The following is an 18293-nucleotide window of genomic DNA, read 5'->3' as shown; positions in this document are numbered from 1 at the left end:
CGAGAAGGAACATCATGAGCAACGATGCCGAGTATCAGCCGCCGAAGGTGTGGAAGTGGGAAGGTGAGAGTGGCGGCCATTTCGCCAGCATCAACCGTCCCATCGCCGGTGCGACCCACGACAAGGCGCTGCCGGTGGGCAAGCATCCGCTACAGCTCTACTCCCTGGCCACGCCCAACGGGGTCAAGGTCAATATCCTGCTCGAGGAACTGCTGGCGCAGGGCCACGATCAGGCCGAGTACGACGCCTGGCTGATCCGTATCGGCGAGGGCGACCAGTTCTCCAGCGGCTTCGTCGAGATCAACCCCAACTCCAAGATTCCGGCCCTGGTGGACCACACCACCACGCCGCCGACCCGGGTCTTCGAGTCGGGTTCGATCCTGCTCTATCTGGCCGAGAAGTTCGGCGCCTTCCTGCCGACCGAGCACAAGGCGCGTACCGAAGCGATGAGCTGGCTGTTCTGGCAGATGGGCTCGGCCCCCTACCTGGGCGGTGGTTTCGGCCACTTCTACGCCTACGCGCCGGAAAAGTACGAGTACCCGATCAACCGCTTCGCCATGGAGGCCAAGCGCCAGCTCGACGTGCTCGACCGGCATCTGGCCGAGCACGAGTACCTGGCCGGTGACGAGTACAGCATCGCCGACATGGCGACCTTCGCCTGGTACGGCCAGCTCGCCCTGGGGCGTCTGTACGACGCGGCGGAGTTCCTGTCCGTGCACGAGTACGAGCACGTCCAGCGCTGGGCCAAGGCCATCGATGCTCGCTCGGCGGTACAGCGTGGACGCATGGTCAACCGCACCTTCGGTGAGCCCGAAGAGCAGCTCCACGAGCGTCACGACGCCAGCGATTTCGAACTGCGTACCCAGGACAAGATCGGCGACGACGCTTGATCCTTTGAACGACAATCTGTCGTTTCAGCACCGACAAGGGCGCCTCCGAGGAGGCGCCCTTTTTTTGTGAATCAATCTGGGGCTTGATCCGGGTCGGGCCTGGAACGCGAGACGATTGCCGCCTCGTTCCTTACCGGCCCTCGCTGGCACTTGCCGGCTCCTGGGTCAGTAGCCCGCGTCGGGGTCGACGGTCTCGATGTCCTCGCCCTTGTCCAGGGCGTCGAGGCTTGCGGCGACCTGATCGAGCGCTTCGCTCAAGGGTGTCGGTCCTGCCATGTGAGGGGTGACGATGACCCGCGGGTGGCGCCACAGCGGGCTGGATTCCGGCAGCGGCTCTGTCGGGAAGGCATCGAGCAGCGCGCCCCGGAGGCGACCTTCCTGGCGCTGGTTCTTGTCGCCCAGCGCTGCGAGCAGGGCGTCCTCGTCGATCAGGGTGCCGCGCCCGGGGTTGATCAGGCTGGCCCCCTCGCGCATCTTGCCGAGTGTCTCGGCGTTGATGATATGGCGGGTCGAGGAGGTATCGGGCAGCAGCAGCACCAAGGTCTTCACCCGCGACAGGAGCCGGTCGAGCCCTTCGTCACCGCTCAGACATTCGATGCCGTCGATATCCTTGTGCGAGCGACTCCAGCCGAGCACCGGGAAGCCATCGGCGGCGATGGCCCGGGCCACCTTGGCGCCGATGGCGCCGAGGCCGAGCACGCCCACCGGCCAGTCCGGCTTGTCGATCACCTCGTGCTCACGCCACTCGCACTGCTGCTGCTGGCGGGCGTAGCGGTCGAAGTCGCGCTGGAAGTGGAAAAGACCGTAACGCACGTAATCGGCGATCAGCTCGGCCATGCCGGCGTCACGCAACTTGACGATGGGAACGTCGCGAGGCAGGGCCGGGTTGCCGAGCAGGGCGTCGACGCCGGCCCCCAGGTTGACGATGCCCTTGAGTCCGGTGCACTCCCGCAGCAGCGTCTCGTCTGGCTTCCAGGCCGCCAGAAAGTCCGCCTGGGCGCGCTGTTCGCGGTCGGCCTCCTGACTCTTCCAGATGGTGGCCTGGGGCAGCCGCTCGCTTAGCGCCTGCTGCCACTGGCCGGCCTGGTCGGTGTGTACGATCACCTTCATGACAATTCCGCTCCGGTCGAATGAATGGGGTTCAGTAGACAATCTGCATCATGGGCGGCGGAGCGTCATCCAGCAGGCTGGCAAGGCGCTTGAGGCCGTCCTCGAGACGTTCGATCTCGGGCTCCGCGCCGAGGCTCAGGCGCACTCGGCGTGGCGCCGGACTCTGTTCGACCATGAAGGGGGTCGCTGTGGTGATGGCCACCCCTTCCTGTTCGGCCAGCTGCTGGAGTTCCTCGGCCCGCCAGCTACCCGGCAGCGACAGCCAGACGTGCAGGCTGGTGGGGCGGGAGGCCCTGCCATGGCTGTGCAGGATGCGTGCGGCGAGCTGCTGGCGCTCTGCCAGCAGTTCGCGTTGCTGCTGAGCCATGCGCTCGATGGTGCCGTCCTCCAGCCATAGATTGGCGACCTCGAAGCATAGCGGTGTGGCCATCCAGGAGGTCGCCCGCAGGCGGGGCAGGGTGTGGTGCAGCTGACTGCGTGGCACCGTCAGATAGCCGGCGCGAAGCCCGGGCAGGGTGGCCTTGGTCAGACTGGTGACGTGGAACGCATGGGAAGGGATGCGCGCGCTGATCGGCATCAGCGGCTCGGGCTCGAGCAGGGTGTGGACGTCATCCTCGATCAGCCACACCCCGTGGCGCTCCAGAATGGCGGCGATCTCGTCGCGGCGCCTCTCGTCCAGGGTGGCCCCGGTGGGATTGAGCTGGCACGAGGTCAGGCACACGGCGCGCGGTTTGAAGCGATGACAGGCGGCGTCGAGGGCGTCGGGTACGATGCCCTGGCTATCGATGGTGACGCCACGCAGCTGGAAGCCCAGGGTGCGAGACAGGGCGATCAGGCCATGGTCGGTCAGTGCCTCGGTCAGGACCAGGTCGCCGTGCTGTACCACGCTGGAAATCGCCAGCATGATGCCGTGGGCGCCACCGTTGGTCAGGATGCGGTCGTCCGCTTCACCGGGCATGCCCAGGCGCTCGTTCAGCCACCAGCTGGCGCGTTCGCGCTGATGGGGCAGGCCGGCGATCGGCCGGCAGGCGGTGAAGACGTCGGGATGTGCGCTGTCGGCCAGCGTTCTCAGGGCATCGCGAAAGTGCTGGTCATGGCTTGGGGGACAGACCGGATGGGCGATCGACAGGTCGATCACCGCCTGTTCGGTTCGCGGCTCGCCGGCCCTCAGGTAGGCGGATTCGCGGTTGTCATCGAGGGCGTTGATCCAGGTGCCGCTGCCGACCCTGGCCTGCACCAGGCCCATCTTTTCTGCCTGTGAATAGGCCCGTGACACCGTCTGGACGCTGACGCCTATGTGCTCCGCCAACTGTCGATGGGGCGGCAGCCGGGTGCCTGGCGTAAGCTCACCGGAACGGATCGCGCGAGAAAGTGCCCGCGCAATCGCAAGATACTTGGGTTGGCTATCGTCCAGATATGGCAGCAGGTCAATTGTCATGATCCAATAAAGCCTTTGACCGGTAGCTTATTCGTAGTGCTAGTATCAGCAAGACGGCATTGATCAGTCATTGTCATGACGTTGTTAAGAGCTTCTCATGACAATTGTGACCTGTCAGCACGCTACAGGGGATGCAATGTCGCTTCAAGGGCGCGCCGGACTCCAATGAGTCCGGTTTTTCGGTGATGACACTGTGTGGCGAGTGGTTTCATGATTCAGGTATCCCTGCCGTTCACTCGTGAGGAATACGCTCAGCGCCTGCGAAAGGTGCGTGCCGAGATGGCCATGCGAGGCATCGATGTGCTGATTGTCAGCGATCCCTCCAATATGGCCTGGCTGACCGGCTATGACGGCTGGTCGTTCTATGTCCATCAGTGCGTACTGGTGGGGCTCGAAGGCGAGCCCGTGTGGTACGGACGACGTCAGGACAGCAATGGTGCCCTGCGTACCTGCTGGATGGACCCTGACAATATCACCTACTACCCCGACTACTATGTCCAGAATCCCGAAATGCATCCGATGGAGTATCTGGCACAGTCGATCATGCCGGATCGCGGCTGGTGCGAAGGGGTCGTGGGCATGGAGATGGACAACTACTACTTCTCCGCCAAGGCCTACCAGAGCCTGATCAAGGAGATGCCCCACGCGCGCTTCCAGGATGCCAACGCGCTGGTCAACTGGTGCCGGGCGATCAAGTCACCGCGTGAAATCGAGTACATGCGCATCGCCGCGCGTATCGTCGAGGGCATGCACTCGCGCATCCTCGAGATGATCGAGCCGGGCCTTGCCAAGTCCAAGCTGGTCTCCGAGATCTATCGGGTCGGCATCGAGGGCTGGACCGACAGCGAAGGGCGCGTCTACGGTGGCGACTATCCCGCCATCGTGCCGCTGCTGCCCACCGGCAGCGACGCAGCTGCCCCCCACCTGACCTGGGACGACACGCCGTTTCGCGAAGGCGAGGGCACCTTCTTCGAGATCGCCGGCTGCTACAAGCGCTACCACTGCCCGTTGTCGCGCACGGTGTTTCTCGGCAAGCCGCCGCGGGATTTCGTGCGTGGCGAGTCGGCACTGCTCGAAGGCATCGAGAAAGGCCTGGCCGTGGCCAAGCCGGGCAACCGGACCGCGGACATCGCCCTGGCGCTCGGCGCGGCCATGGACAAGTACGGCTTCGACCGAGGCGGTGCGCGCTGTGGTTATCCCATCGGCATCAGCTACCCGCCGGACTGGGGCGAGCGCACCATGAGTCTGCGTCCGTCTGACGAGACCATCCTGCAACCGGGCATGACCTTCCACTTCATGCCCGGGATGTGGATGGACGACTGGGGGCTCGAGATCACCGAGAGCATCCTGATCACCGAAAATGGCGCCGAGCCGCTGGCGGAGTTTCCGCGACAGCTGTTCGTCAAGTAGGCCGGGGTTAGCTGAGCAGGGCTTGTCGATCAGGCCCTGTTGACTAGCCCTGTTGATTAGCCCCATGTGATCGGCCCTGTTGATTAGCCTTCTGTGATCGGCCCGGTGTGATCGGTCCTCGGTGACCGACGTTGCCCATCACCACTACAATCAAACCTGACCGTTGTCCCTGTTTCTGGAGTCACCATGAGCAAGCGCAAGAGCCCCATCTCCGCCACCGTCGACTTCGACGCCCAGGGTGTGCAGCACGGCTTTCTGAAACTGCCCATTTCCAATGACGAGTCCGCCTGGGGCGCGGTGATGATCCCGGTGACCGTGATCGCCAACGGCGAAGGCCCCACCGCCCTGCTGACCGGTGGCAATCATGGCGACGAGTACGAGGGGATCACCGCGCTGCAGAAGCTCTCGACCTCGCTCAAGGCCGAAGACGTCAAGGGACGGGTGATCATCGTACCGATGATGAACACCCCGGCGGCCCAGGTCGGCCGTCGCACCTCGCCGATGGACGGTGGCAACCTGAACCGCAGCTTCCCCGGTGACCCGGACGGCAGCGTGACCGAGAAGATCGCCGACTACTTCACCCGGGAGATGGTGCCCATGGCCGACGTGGTGCTGGACCTCCACTCCGGCGGCCGCACCCTGGACATCATTCCCTTCGGCGCCTCCCACGTGCTCGACAACCCCGAACAGCAGCGTCAGGCGCTGGAAGGGGCCAAGGCCTTCGGCGCGCCCTATGCGATGATGATGTTCGAGCTGGACGCCGCGGCGCTGTTCGACACCGTGGTGGAGAACCAGGGCAAGATCTTCATTGCCACCGAACTCGGGGGCGGCGGCACCTCCACGCCGGAGAGCCTGGCCATCACCGAGCGCGGCATCGACAATGTGCTGATCCATTTCGGGCTCAAGGACGGCGAGGTGGCCATGCCCGAGACCCAGGTCTATCTCGATATGCCGGATGCCAGCTGCTATGTGCAAAGCGAGCACACCGGGCTGCTGGAGTTGACCTACGCCCTCGGCGACAGCATTGCCAAGGGAGACGTGATCGCCCGGGTCTACGACATGACCCGCAGCGGCGCCGAGCCGATCGAGTACCGTGCCGAGCGTGATGGTATCCTGGCGGCTCGACGCTTCCCCGCCCAGGTGAACATGGGCGACACCATCGCCGTCATCGCCGAGGTGGTCGAGACCCTGGGCGACTGAACGGGCCAGGGCTCGGGATGCCGTCTTGCCCGAGCCCGCCCGCCGTTTCTCGTCATCAGCGCCCCGCCGAGAGCCTCTCGCGGGGCGGTCCCGTTCAACCACACAAGCCCGGCCATGAAACTCGACCGCTACGACCTCAAGATCCTCTCCATCCTGTCCCGCGACGGCCGCATCACCAAGTCCCGCCTGGCCGAGGCCATCAACCTGTCGGTGAGCCCCTGCTGGGAGCGCGTCCGCCGCCTCGAGAAGGCCGGCATCATCGAAGGCTACTGCGCCCGGATCAACGCAAGCGCCCTGGTCCGGCGTACCCCGGTGTGGGTTCAGATCGAACTCAAGGCCCACAATGCCGAAAGCTTCCAGCGTTTCGAGTCGCTGGTGCATGCCACCGACGCGGTCACCGAGTGTGTGGCGGTGGGCGGGGGAGTCGACTATCTGATCAAGGTCGAGTCCGAGACCATCGACGCCTACCAGCGCTTGATCGACGACTGGCTGACCTCGGATGTCGGCATCGAGCGTTACTTCACCTATATCGTCACCAAGACGGTCAAGGCTCCTCGCGAGGGAGTCGATATCGACGAGCTGGCCAACGGGGCGCTCTGAGCGCCATCGGCACAGGCCCGGAAGTTCTTGTCGGCTTGCAGGTTTTTGCTAAAACAGGCGTTGCAGAAAAAACCGCGTTTTCACGGTTCTGGACAAAAAAAACGCCATCGACAGACGGGCGCTTCAAAAAGTCCGACCCTGGCTTCTCCCTTACCATGACGGCAGTACATGGCGCTGGCCATGACGTCGTTTTCGTGTTCCGCACCCCCTGACCTTGCGGCGGGACACACTTGGGGAGGTAGTGTCATGAAACTCAGCGATCCGCGCCTGTTCCGTCAGTACTCCTACATCGGCGGCAAGTGGACCCACGGTGACGAAGGCCGCGAGGAAGCGGTGATCAACCCCGCCAATGGCGAGGTGATCGGCCATATCCCGCTGCTCGAGCCCGAGCAGATCCGCGCCAGTGTCGACGTCGCCGACGAGGCCTTTGCCCAGTGGCGGGCGCTGCGCGCCGACGAGCGTTGCGAGCGGCTGCTGGCCTGGTACGACCTGCTGCAGGCCCATCGCGAGGATCTGGCCACCATCATGACGCTGGAGCAGGGCAAGCCGATGCCCGACGCCCGTGGCGAGGTCGAGTATGGCGCCAGCTTCGTGCGCTGGTTCGCCGAGGAAGGCAAGCGTACCTACGGCGAGACCATCCCCAGCCACATCCCCAATGCGGCGCTGGGCACCATCAAGGAGCCGGTGGGCATTGCGCTTCTGATCACGCCGTGGAACTTCCCGCTGGCGATGATCACCCGCAAGGCCGCCGCCGCCATGGCCGCTGGCTGTCCGGTGATCGTCAAGCCGGCCAACGAGACCCCGTTCTCGGCGCTGGCGCTGGCGGAGCTGGCCGAGCGTGCCGGTATTCCGGCGGGCATCTTCAATGTGGTGCTGGGCGACGCCGCCCAGGTGTCCTCGCTTTTGTGTGCCGAGGATCGCGTCAAGGCGGTATCCTTCACCGGCTCGACCCGGGTCGGCCGCCTGCTGCTCGAACAGTCGGCGCCCACAGTCAAGCGTGTATCCATGGAGTTGGGCGGCAATGCGCCCTTTATCATCGGCCCCGACATGGACCCCAAGGAAGCGGCCCTGGCCGCGGTGGCGGCCAAGTTCCAGACCGCCGGTCAGGACTGCCTGGCGGCCAACCGCATCCTGGTCCACGAGTCGATCCACGACGCCTTTATCGAGCATTTCACCGAGCGCATGGCCGCGCTGACCGTGGGCAACGGCATGGAAAGTGAAGTCGATCTCGGCCCGCTGATTCACCGCCGGGCGGTGGAAAATGCCCGCGCCACGGTGGATGACGCCCTGTCGAAGGGTGCCACCCTGGTGGCCGGAGACCAGTCCCAGGCGCCGGGCGAGAACTTCTTCATGCCGGTGCTGCTGACCGGGGTGACCCAGGACATGCAGGTGTGGCGTCAGGAGTGCTTCGCGCCGGTGGCCGGTGTCACCGCCTATCGCGATGACGACGAGGTGATCGCCCTGGCCAACGATACCGAGTATGGTCTTGCCGCCTACGTCTACACCCACGATATTCGCCGCATCTGGAAGCTGTTGCGGGCGCTGGAGTTCGGCATGGTATCGGTCAACTCGGTGAAGATGACCGGCCCGCCGGTGCCCTTCGGCGGCGTCAAGCAGTCCGGCCTTGGCCGCGAAGGCGGCGCGACCGGCATCGACGAGTATCTGGAAACCAAGTACTACTGCCTCGGCGCCCTGGGCTCCGTCTCCGGCAGCTGATGCCCTGAAGGGCAGTGATCGCCGGCCCGACTGCGGACCGGCCACCTTTCGATGAACAGATGACGCCGCCCTCCCGGCGAGGGCGGTCCAAGGAAAAAAAGGAAACGAGATGAGCACCCATCAGGACCTGATCGACCGCGACCGCAAGGTAACCTTCCACGCCTCCACCCACCTGCGTGACTTCGCCCATGGCGACGCACCGGGTCGCGTGATCACCGGCGGCAAGGGCATCAACATCGTCGACAAGGACGGTCGCGAGTTCATCGACGGTTTTGCCGGGCTGTACTGCGTCAACATCGGCTACGGCCGTACCGAGGTGGCCGAGGCCATCTACCAGCAGGCGCTGGAGATGTCCTACTACCACACCTACGTGGGCCACTCCAACGAGCCGCAGATCGCCCTGTCCGAGCAGATCCTCAAGCTCGCCGGCCCCGGCATGTCCAAGGTCTACTACGGCCTCGGCGGCAGCGATGCCAACGAGACCCAGCTCAAGCTGGTGCGCTACTACAACAACGTGCTTGGCCGTCCGCAGAAGAAGAAGGTCATCTCGCGTCAGCGCGGCTATCACGGTTCCGGTCTCGCCACCGGCTCGCTGACCGGTCTCAAGGCCTTCCACGACCAGTTCGACCTGCCCATGGCCGGCATCCTGCACACCGAAGCGCCGCACTACTACCAGCGCAGCGCCGAGCAGGAAAACATGAGCGAGCGTGAGTTCTCCGCCCACTGCGCGGCCAAGCTCGAGGAGATGATCCTGGCCGAGGGCCCGGACACCGTGGCGGCCTTCATCGGCGAGCCGGTGCTCGGCACCGGTGGTATCGTGCCGCCGCCGGAAGGCTACTGGGAGGCGATCCAGGCGGTACTGAACAAGTACGACATCCTGCTGATCGCCGACGAGGTGGTGTGTGGTTTCGGCCGTATCGGTGCCGACTTCGGTAGCCATGCCTACGGCATCAAGCCCGACCTGATCACCATCGCCAAGGGCCTGACCAGCGCCTACCAGCCGCTGTCCGGGGTGATCGTCGGCGATCGCGTGTGGCAGGTGCTGGAGCAGGGCACCAGCGAGCTGGGCCCGATCGGCCACGGCTGGACCTACTCCGGTCACGCCCTGGGCTGCGCCGCTGCCCTTGCCAACCTGGCGATCATCGAGCGCGAGGACCTGACCGGCAACGCCCGTGATACCGGCGCCTATCTGCAGAGCCGCATGCAGGCCGCCTTCGGCGATCACCCGATCGTCGGCGAGACCCGCGGCGTCGGCATGCTGGCGGCGCTGGAATTCGCCGTGGACCCGGAGACTCGCCGTCCCTTCGATCCCAGCCACAAGGTCGGTGCACGCATCGCCGCCGCTGCGCTGGAGCAGAACCTGATCGCCCGGGCGATGCCCCAGGGGGACATCCTCGGCTTCGCGCCGCCGCTGGTCACCACCCGTGACGAGGTCGACGAGATCGTTGCCCGCGCCGAGCGTGCGGTGAACAAGGTCACCGACGAGCTGGTCAAGGAAGGCGTACTGCAGACGGCCTGATGCCTGGTCCGATGCCTGGTTGAGCCCAGGCCGGTGTCTGGCCTGACGCCCGCACCTTGGCAGGTGCAAAAGGGGCCGCTTCCTTGAAGGAGGCGGCCCCTGTCGGTTTTCATTCAGGTAGGCGAGCGCGGAACAGATAGGCGAGCGCGGAACAGGTAGGCGAGCGCCGAAGCGCCGACAACGCCTGCCCTCCCTGCCTTGGCAACCGGTCTTCACGATATGAGTTCAAGGAGAAGGTCATGAAGGTGGATTCACCCCCTTGCCCGAGTCACGGCGTGACCCTGGACGAGATATTCAAGGCCCGGGGACGCATCGCCGGTCAGGTAACGCGCACGCCACTGGTGTTGTCGCGGTCCCTGTCCGAACGCTTCGACGCCGAGGTCTATCTCAAGCTCGAGACGCTGCAGCCCACCGGCGCCTTCAAGCTGCGCGGTGCCACCAACATGATCGCCGCACTGATCGAGCGCCATGGACGCGAGGCCCTGGCCCAGGGCGTCACCACCGCATCCACCGGCAATCATGGCCGCGCCGTGGCCTACGCCGCCTCCAGCCTTGGGGTGCCGGCGGTGATCTGCCTGTCGCGGCTGGTGCCGGCCAACAAGGTCGCTGCCATCGAGGCGCTCGGTGCCGAGGTGCGTCGCGTCGGCGCCAGCCAGGACGAGGCCTTCGAGGAGGTGGCGAGGCTGGTGCAGGAAGAGGGCATGACGCTGATTCCGCCCTTCGATGATCCGCTGATCGCGGCGGGGCAGGGCACCATCGGCATCGAGATCCTCGAGGACCTGCCGCGGGTCGATCGGGTCATCGTCGGGCTGTCCGGCGGTGGTCTGCTCGGCGGCATCGGCGCCGCGCTGAAGGGCGTTCGACCCCAGGCCAGAATCAGCGGGGTCAGTCTGTCGGCGGGAGCGGCCATGTGCGAGAGCCTCAAGGCCGGCAAGCCGGTGGCGGTGGAAGAGGTCGAGAGCCTGGGCGACTCGCTGGGCGGCGGCATCGGCCTCGACAACCGCTGCACCCTGGCGCTGGTCGAAGCGGTGATGGACGACCACTGTCAGGTGTCGGAAGGCGCCATCGCCCAGGCCATGGTGGACATGCTCGAAAGCGAGAAATTGCTGGTCGAAGGCGCCGCCGCCGTCGGACTGGCGGCACTGGCCGAGGGCCACCTCGAGGTCAAGGGGGAGCGGGTCGTGCTGGTGCTTTCCGGCAACGGGGTGTCACTGGATACCCTCGATCAGGCGCGCCGCCTGGCGGCGGATTGCGCCAGTCAAGGCCAGCGATAGACCGTCAAGGCCACCAACCGACAGACAAGCCCAGCAACAACCCGATCAGGAGCCAAGGATGCAACTCTACAAGCGTGAGCAGATCAGCCAGGCGGTCGCCATCGACCAGGACGCGCTGGCGGCGGTGGAAGCCGGTTTCGCCGCCCTGGGGCGTGGCGAGGTGGTGCAACCGCCGATCCTGTCCATGGCCATCGAGGAGGCCAACGGCGAGGTCGACGTCAAGACCGCCCATATTCGTGGCAACGAGCGCTTCGCCATCAAGGTCAGCCCCGGCTTCTTCGACAACCCCAAGCTGGGGCTGCCAAGCCTCAACGGGCTGATGATGGTGTTCTCCGCGCGCACCGGGCTGGTCGATGCGGTGCTGTTCGACGAGGGCTACCTGACCATGGTACGTACCGCCCTGGCCGGCGCCATCGCCGCCAAGCACCTGTCGCGGGAGAACAGCCGCCGGGTCGCGGTGCTGGGGGCCGGCGAGCAGGCGGTCAAGCAGGTCGAGGCGCTGCGGCTGGTGCGCGACATCACCGCCATCGACGTCTGGGCGCGAAGGTCCCAGGCCGCCGAGGAATACGCTACCCGCATGCGCGCTGCGGGTCTCGAGGTGACCGTCCACGACAGCGTGCGCGAGGCCTGCCGAGCGGCCGACATCATCGTCACCACGACGCCGTCGCAGACGCCGATCCTCGAGGCGGCGGACCTGCCGGAGGGCGTCCACGTCACCGCCATGGGCTCCGACAGTCCCGACAAGCGTGAACTGGCCGAGAACGTGCTGACCCGCGCGGACGCCTTCGTCTGCGATACCCGGCCCCAGAGCGAGTCCAACGGCGAGCTCAAGGCCCTTGCCGGTCGCGAGGTGCCCTTCAAGGTCCACGAACTGGGCGCGGTCATTGCCCGTGGCGAGCGTCTGCGGCTGTCGGACGCCACCATCACGGTATGCGACCTGACCGGTACCGGTGTCCAGGACACGGCCATCGCCGGGTTCGCCCTGACGCGTCTGTCGGCTGAGGATTCGGCACGATAGGCTTTGCCGAATCAGGCATTTTTGGGGAGGATGGGGGACCCTAATCCCGACAGGAGCCCCCATGCCCTCGCTGCAGTGCCTGCTGCGCCACCGGCGCCGACTGATCGTCATCATCGCCCGCCTGGGCTATACCGCCAAGGGGCTGGTGTACCTGCTGATCGGCGTGCTGGCGGCTCTCGGCGCTGTGGGCCTTGGCGGCGACAACGTCGGTACCAAGGAGGCGCTGGCACACCTGGCTCGCCAGCCCTTCGGCACCCTGATGCTGGGAGCCCTGGTGCTGGGGCTCTACGCCTACGCCGCCTGGCGGGGCTTGCAGGGGCTGTTCGATGTCGAGCACCGCGGGCGTAGCTGGAAGGCCCTGGGCACCCGCCTGGCGCTGGTCGTCAGCGGTGGCATCTACGCCAGTCTCGGCTGGTATGGTGTCGAGCTGCTGGACGATCCCCAGGAGACCACCGGCGGCGCAGAGGAGCGCACCGCCATGCTGATGTCGCACCCCGGCGGCGTCTGGCTGGTGGCGATTCTGGGGGCGATCTTTATCGGCGTGGGGCTGCGTCAGTCGTGGCGCGCGCTGGCGCGCAGCTATCTCAATCGCTGGCGTCAGCAGGACATGAGCCAACGCCAGCGTGATCTGGCCTCGGGCCTCAGCCGCTGGGGGCTGGCCGCCAGGGGGCTGGTGTTCGCGCTGATCGGCAGTTTCCTGCTGGTGGCCGCCTGGCAGGTCGATCCCGCCAAGGCGGAAGGGCTCGGCGGCACCCTGGATACCCTGGCCGCCCAGCCCTTCGGCCCGTGGCTGCTCGCCGCCGTGGCCGGTGGACTGATGAACTACGGTACCTACTGCGTCATCAATGCCCGCTTTCGCAAGGTGAAAGTGTAGCGCCTTAAGCGGCCGTTCAGGACGCCTGGGGCTTCTTGGCCCGCACGGTCAGGGCGACGCCGGCAATGGCCAGCGCCATGCCGATCAGGGATACCGGCGGCAGCCCTTCATCGAACAGCCACCAGGCCTCCACCGCGGTGACCGGCGGCACCAGGTAGAACAGGCTGGCGACGCGGGACGCCTCGCCACGCTTGATCAGCATCATCAGCAGCATGATGGCGGCGATGGACAGCACCAGCACCAGCCAGCCCAGCGTCAGCACAAAGGTCAGCGACCACTCCACCTCGCGGGTTTCCAGCAGCAGGCAGCCGGCGCCAAGCAAGGCCAGCGCCCCGAGGTACTGCACCACGGTGCCGCCGAGCAGCGGCATGCCGCTGCAATAGCGCTTCTGGTACAGCGTCCCCAGCGAAATCCCCACCAGCGCCACCAGGGTGCAGGCCAGCGCCGGCCAGCCAAACCCTTCGAAGGACAGCGCCGACAGGTCCATCTTGCCTCCCAGCACCAGGCTGACCCCGGCCAGCCCCAGGGCCAGTCCCATCCACTGCAGCGCAGACAGCCGCTCGCCCAGCAGGGGGCCCGCCAGCGCAGCGGTCAGCAAGGGTTGCAACCCCACCAGCAGGGACGCCAGTCCCGCCGGCATGCCCAGGCTGATGGCGTAGAACACGCCGCCCAGATAGCCGCCGTGAACCAGACAGCCGGACACCGCCACATGCCCCCACAGACGGGGACTCGACGGCCAGGCCGAGCGGGTCAGCCAGACGATGGGGACCAGCAGCGCCAGGGTGGCGGCGAAGCGAATGCTCAGGAAGGTGAAGGGCTCGGCGTAGGGCAGGCCGAACTTGGCACCGATGAAGCCGGTGCTCCACAGCACCACGAACACCAGCGGCATGGCCGGCAATAGCCAGGACGGCAGGGCGGGGCGGCTCACGGGCACCTCGCACAAGGTGCGGTAAGCGGGCACCCGACACACTGCGCGGTAGGCGGGCACCCCGAACAAGCTGCGGCAAGCGGCCACCCGACACACGATGCGGCAAGCGGGGGCTGGGCGGTGATCACTGAGGGTGGCATCGCGGGGACTTCCTTGTGGTTCATGTCATCGGCAGGGCGAGCGCCCAATCATGATGCCCTATCCCGCCTCCCTCAAGGAGGGGATTGCCAAGCGTTGCTCTCGTGCTTTGGTCGTAGGTCGTGGAGGGAGAGTGAGATTGGTCTGACCACGCCGATGCTTGTTTTTGCGCAGTTTATAGGCGAAATGGCTGCTGGTCAGACCAATAATGCAGACAGGTTGCGTTGAATGGGGCCGTTGGCCGCCGGGGGCCTTTTCGCTAGCTTTCTTTTCGATGACGCCCCGGGAGGGGGACGCCTCGCTTGCATCGAAGCGATGTCCCGTTCATGCCCCGAGGAGGTCCTCGCAAGGACGCGCACGGGCAACGCCCGGCTCAAGAGCGCAGCGGCGCAAATCGCTTGCAACAGGTGGGCCTAGCTTGCGGCGAAAGTGCCTCGAGCGCTCATGACGATGCCATGGATCGACAACAACAACACACCGGGTGCGGCAGATCGAGACCGCACCGATCCACCAGGAGTTATGCCATGTCCCGGCTAGACAAGCCCCAGCAAGACCTTGATACGGCCTCGCCAACGGCCTCCCTGTCCGAACGCATCGCGACCCCGGACCGCCGCCGCTTTCTGAAGGCTGCTGCGGTTGGTTCCGCCGCCGCGGTGGCGGCACCCTGGGTCGGCAACGTCCAGGCTCAGCAGGGCATCCGCATCCGCATGCAGTCATCCTGGCAGCCCGGCACCACCGGCTACCGCATCTTCGAGGAGTGGGCCGCCGGCGTCGCCGAGGCCACCAGCGGCGAGGTCACCATCGAGCCGTTCCCGGCCGGAGCCGTGGCCGGTGCCTTCGAGGTAGCCGACGCGGTGCGCAACGGCGTGCTCGACGGCCAGAACTGGTTCACCGTCTACTGGCCGGGCAAGATGCCCGCCGGGGTCTTTCTCACCGCCTATCCCATGGGCCTGTCGGTACCCCACCAGTGGGACATGATGTTCGGTGCCTACGGCGGTTTCGGCATCGCCAAGGACCTCTACCGCAAGCAGGGTCAGGAGCTGCTGGGCTACGTCCACCACGACCTCAACCTGATCCATTCCAAGGTGCCGCTGAGAAGCTTCGATGACTTCGAAGGGGTGAAGATCCGCATGCCCGGCGGCATCGTCGCCGAGACCTTCGCCAAGATCGGTGCGCGTACCACGCTGCTGCCGGGCTCCGAGGTCTACCCGGCGCTGGAGAAGGGCACCATCGACGCCGCCGACTACACCGGTGCGGCGGTCAACTTCGAGCTGGGCTTCTGGCAGGTGACCGACTACATCATCATGGGCCCGCCCTCGACTCCCTGTCTGCACCAGGCGGTCGACCTGATGGATATCGCGGTCAATCGCCGGGTCTACGAGCGCATGTCCGACCAGACCAAGGACCTGATGCATGACCTGGTCGCGGCCTACTCCCGCGAGCACTACGCCGCCATCCAGAAGGCCAACGCCGAGGCCTGGCCCAAGTACCGCGAGAAGGGCGTCGAGATCATCCACCTGTCAGAGGACGACGCCGACCGCTTCCGCGACGCCGCGATCCCGCTGTGGTTCGAATGGGCCAACAAGGATCCGGACGCGGCCAAGCTGTTCCGTGCCCACCTCAACACCATGCTCGATCCGTCGGTGGCACTGATCACCGAAGAGGACATCAAGGACTTCGAGCTCAACGCCTAGGCCTGCACGTGTCGACCGGGGCGACCCGGTCGACGTCGATGAATATTCCGTGGTCGCCTGGCGAAACGCCTGGCGACCAGCGGAGGAGCGTCAATGAATCTACAGATTGATTTCGTTCTGCCGCACTGGCTCTATTGGGCGGTGCTGGCAGGACTGCCGCTGATCGTGATGCTGCTGGTGGATCGAAGCTTCCGCCGGGGTGGCGAGGTGAGCGGTGGCGATACCGCCGAGACCCCCGTCGCGACGAGCGAGCAGGCCTACGCAGCGCCTGGCAATGTGGTGACCCGCGGCATCGACCGCATTTCCGGCTTTGCCGGGCGCTACGTGGCCTACTGGTCGCTGATCGCGCCCTTCGTGTTCACCTACGAGGTGGTGCTGCGCTACGCCTTCAACTCGCCGACCAACTGGGCTCACGAGTCGATGACCCTGATGTTCGGCATGCAGTACCTGCTGGCGGGTGCCTTCGCGCTGCGCGAGGGCGGGCATGTGCGCGTCGATATCCTCTACCAGCGGGCGGCGCCGCTCAACAAGGCCGCGCTGGACCTGGTCACCTCGATCTTCTTCTTCATCTTCACCCTGGCGCTGTTGACCACCGGCTGGCGTTTCTTCTCGCAGTCGGTCAGCGACGTCTGGTGGTTCGGTGACAGCTACGCCAACGAGGTGTCCTTCACCGAATGGGCGGTGCAGTACTTCCCGGTCAAGTTCATGCTGTTCTTCGGTGCCTTGCTGCTGCTGTTGCAGGGGATCGCGCAGTTGATCAAGGACCTCCAGGCCTATCGTCACCACCGCGAGCACCACGAAGGCTCGACGGTGTTTGCCAGCATTCTGGTGGTGCTGGCGGTGATCCTCGGCGCCTACACCATCCACGAAATCGTCAATATCGCCCTGACCGACTACGAGAGCCTGGCGCTTAGCCTGGAGAACTCGCTGTCCACGGTGGGTATTGGCGCGCTGACCCTGTTGATGTTCGGCACCCTGATGGTGGTGCTGGTAGCGGGGCTACCGCTGGCCTTCGTTACCGGCGGTCTGGGGGTGGTGTTCCTCTACCTGGTGGGCGATCAGCACATGCTGAACCTGATGCCTTCGCGCATCTTCCCGATGATGACCAACTACCAGCTCTCGGCCATTCCGCTGTTCATCTTCATGGCCTCGGTACTGGAGAAGGCCGGCATCATCGAAGAGCTGTTCGATGTGGTCTACAAGTGGATGGGCGGTCTCAAGGCGGGCCTGGCGATCGCCACCATCATCGCCTCGACGCTGCTGGCCGCCATGGTCGGGGTGATCGGCGCGGCGGTGGTGACCATGGGCCTGATCGCGCTGCCGGCCATGCTCAAGCGCAACTACCAGCCTGAGATCGCGCTGGGATCGATCATGGCCGGGGGCACCCTGGGTATCCTCATCCCGCCGTCCATCCTGGCCATCATCTACGGCGTCATCGCCCAGCAGTCGGTGGGCGAGCTCTACCTGGGCTCGCTGATTCCCGGCCTGTTGCTGGCCGGCATGTACGCCTTCTACTGCTGGCTAAGGGGCACCCTGAACGTCAAGGTGGCGCCGCCGATGCCGGAGGAAGACCGGGTCTCCACCGCCGAGAAGCTGCGCCTGCTGCGCAATATGCTGGCGCCTATCGCCCTGGTGTTGCTGGTGCTCGGCATCATCTTCACCGGGGTGGCGACCCCGGTGGAGGCGGCGGGTATCGGCACCTTCGGTGCGCTGGTGGTGGCGGCGATGCACAAGCGGCTGACCTGGCCCAACCTGCACGCCGCCTGCATGACCACCCTGGTGGCGACCGCCATGGTCATGTGGATCATCTTCGGTGCCAGCATCTTCGTCGGCTTCTACATCCTGCAGGGCGGCCAGACCTTCGTGCAGGAGCTGATCGCCGGGGCAGGGCTTGGCCCCTACGCGGTGCTGGCGCTGATGATGGTGCTGCTGGTGGCGCTGGGGATGTTCCTGGACTGGGTCGGTATCCTGCTCCTGGCGGTGCCGATCTTCGTACCGCTGATCAAGGGGCTGGACTTCACCGGGGTATTTGGCCTGCCCGGGGTGGACCCCGCCGACGTCTCGCTGTGGTTCGGGGTGATCTACCTGGTCAATATGCAGATGTCCTTCCTCAGCCCGCCGTTCGGCTATGCGCTGTTCTACATCAAGGGGGTGTGTCCGCCGCATATCACCATGGGCCAGATCTTCCGCTCGTCCTTTCCCTTCCTTGCGCTGCAAGCGCTGGGCCTGCTGCTGGTGATCATGTTCCCGGCACTGGTCACCTGGCTGCCCAACCTGGCCTACGGCTAGTCGGGCGGTGTCATGACAACGCCTCCGGCCGACTCGGCCGGAGGCGTTTTTGCAAGATGTTCAGCAGTGGCAGGCAACACGCCTTTTTCGGTGCTTCGCCGAAGAATTGCGTGGCGTATCATGACGCTTATCCCCATGGCCTGCCGTGGCCTCTGGCGGTTGTCGCCGACCGGCGACGCGGAGGCGAAAATGGCT

At 65.6% G+C, this 18293-nt stretch carries 14 protein-coding genes; 11 read left to right on the top strand and 3 right to left on the bottom strand.

Annotated features, from left to right (window positions below; translation table 11 throughout):
* Positions 1-14: 14 nt before the first annotated feature.
* Positions 15-890, top strand: coding sequence for a glutathione-dependent disulfide-bond oxidoreductase (yghU, locus tag KUV74_RS06570; protein WP_045992033.1), 876 nt, complete (start codon positions 15-17; stop codon positions 888-890).
* A 165-nt stretch (positions 891-1055) separates the two neighbouring features.
* Here yghU and KUV74_RS06565 read toward each other — a convergent pair whose 3' ends face one another.
* Entirely contained in the window at positions 1056-2000 is a 945-nt protein-coding gene (locus tag KUV74_RS06565) for a 2-hydroxyacid dehydrogenase (protein WP_045992032.1), read from the bottom strand.
* Between the two features lie 31 nt (positions 2001-2031).
* Positions 2032-3438, bottom strand: a complete 1407-nt coding sequence (locus tag KUV74_RS06560) for a PLP-dependent aminotransferase family protein (RefSeq protein ID WP_045992031.1) — start codon at positions 3436-3438, stop codon at positions 2032-2034.
* Between the two features lie 210 nt (positions 3439-3648).
* Between KUV74_RS06560 and doeA the strand changes: the two genes are divergently transcribed.
* From doeA to KUV74_RS06520, 8 genes are all read left to right on the top strand, one after another.
* Positions 3649-4848: an ectoine hydrolase DoeA gene (gene doeA, locus KUV74_RS06555; RefSeq protein ID WP_045992030.1), complete on the top strand. Its 1200-nt coding sequence runs from the start codon at positions 3649-3651 to the stop codon at positions 4846-4848.
* Positions 4849-5034: 186 nt separating this feature from the next.
* Entirely contained in the window at positions 5035-6048 is a 1014-nt protein-coding gene (doeB, locus tag KUV74_RS06550) for a N(2)-acetyl-L-2,4-diaminobutanoate deacetylase DoeB (protein WP_045992029.1), read from the top strand.
* Between the two features lie 114 nt (positions 6049-6162).
* Positions 6163-6648, top strand: coding sequence for an Lrp/AsnC family transcriptional regulator (locus KUV74_RS06545; protein WP_045992028.1), 486 nt, complete (start codon positions 6163-6165; stop codon positions 6646-6648).
* Between the two features lie 246 nt (positions 6649-6894).
* A complete protein-coding gene (locus KUV74_RS06540; protein ID WP_222515953.1) occupies positions 6895-8364 on the top strand; it encodes an NAD-dependent succinate-semialdehyde dehydrogenase in 1470 nt (489 codons plus the stop codon).
* A 109-nt stretch (positions 8365-8473) separates the two neighbouring features.
* Positions 8474-9883 carry an aminotransferase gene (locus KUV74_RS06535; RefSeq protein ID WP_045992026.1) on the top strand — a complete coding sequence of 470 codons (1410 nt, stop codon included), beginning with the start codon at positions 8474-8476 and terminating at the stop codon, positions 9881-9883.
* A 239-nt stretch (positions 9884-10122) separates the two neighbouring features.
* Positions 10123-11157: a hydroxyectoine utilization dehydratase EutB gene (gene eutB, locus KUV74_RS06530; RefSeq protein WP_045992025.1), complete on the top strand. Its 1035-nt coding sequence runs from the start codon at positions 10123-10125 to the stop codon at positions 11155-11157.
* Between the two features lie 58 nt (positions 11158-11215).
* Positions 11216-12175 (top strand): cyclodeaminase, encoded by a 960-nt coding sequence (locus tag KUV74_RS06525; protein WP_045992024.1) that lies wholly within the window; start codon positions 11216-11218, stop codon positions 12173-12175.
* Between the two features lie 61 nt (positions 12176-12236).
* Positions 12237-13049, top strand: coding sequence for a DUF1206 domain-containing protein (locus tag KUV74_RS06520; protein WP_222515952.1), 813 nt, complete (start codon positions 12237-12239; stop codon positions 13047-13049).
* Between the two features lie 16 nt (positions 13050-13065).
* Here KUV74_RS06520 and KUV74_RS06515 read toward each other — a convergent pair whose 3' ends face one another.
* Positions 13066-13938: a DMT family transporter gene (locus tag KUV74_RS06515; protein WP_222516131.1), complete on the bottom strand. Its 873-nt coding sequence runs from the start codon at positions 13936-13938 to the stop codon at positions 13066-13068.
* Positions 13939-14639: 701 nt separating this feature from the next.
* Between KUV74_RS06515 and dctP the strand changes: the two genes are divergently transcribed.
* A complete protein-coding gene (gene dctP / locus KUV74_RS06510) occupies positions 14640-15809 on the top strand; it encodes a TRAP transporter substrate-binding protein DctP (RefSeq protein ID WP_083970293.1) in 1170 nt (389 codons plus the stop codon).
* 93 nt (positions 15810-15902) lie between these two features.
* Complete coding sequence (locus tag KUV74_RS06505; RefSeq protein ID WP_108132477.1) at positions 15903-18098, top strand: TRAP transporter large permease subunit; 2196 nt, start codon at positions 15903-15905, stop codon at positions 18096-18098.
* Positions 18099-18293: the final 195 nt, after the last annotated feature.

It is taken from the genome of Halomonas sp. DP1Y21-3 (genome assembly GCF_019801245.1).
Lineage (GTDB): Bacteria > Pseudomonadota > Gammaproteobacteria > Pseudomonadales > Halomonadaceae > Halomonas > Halomonas litopenaei.
The sequence above is the reverse complement of the archived record's forward strand: the minus strand, read 5'-3'. Positions and strand labels throughout refer to the sequence as shown.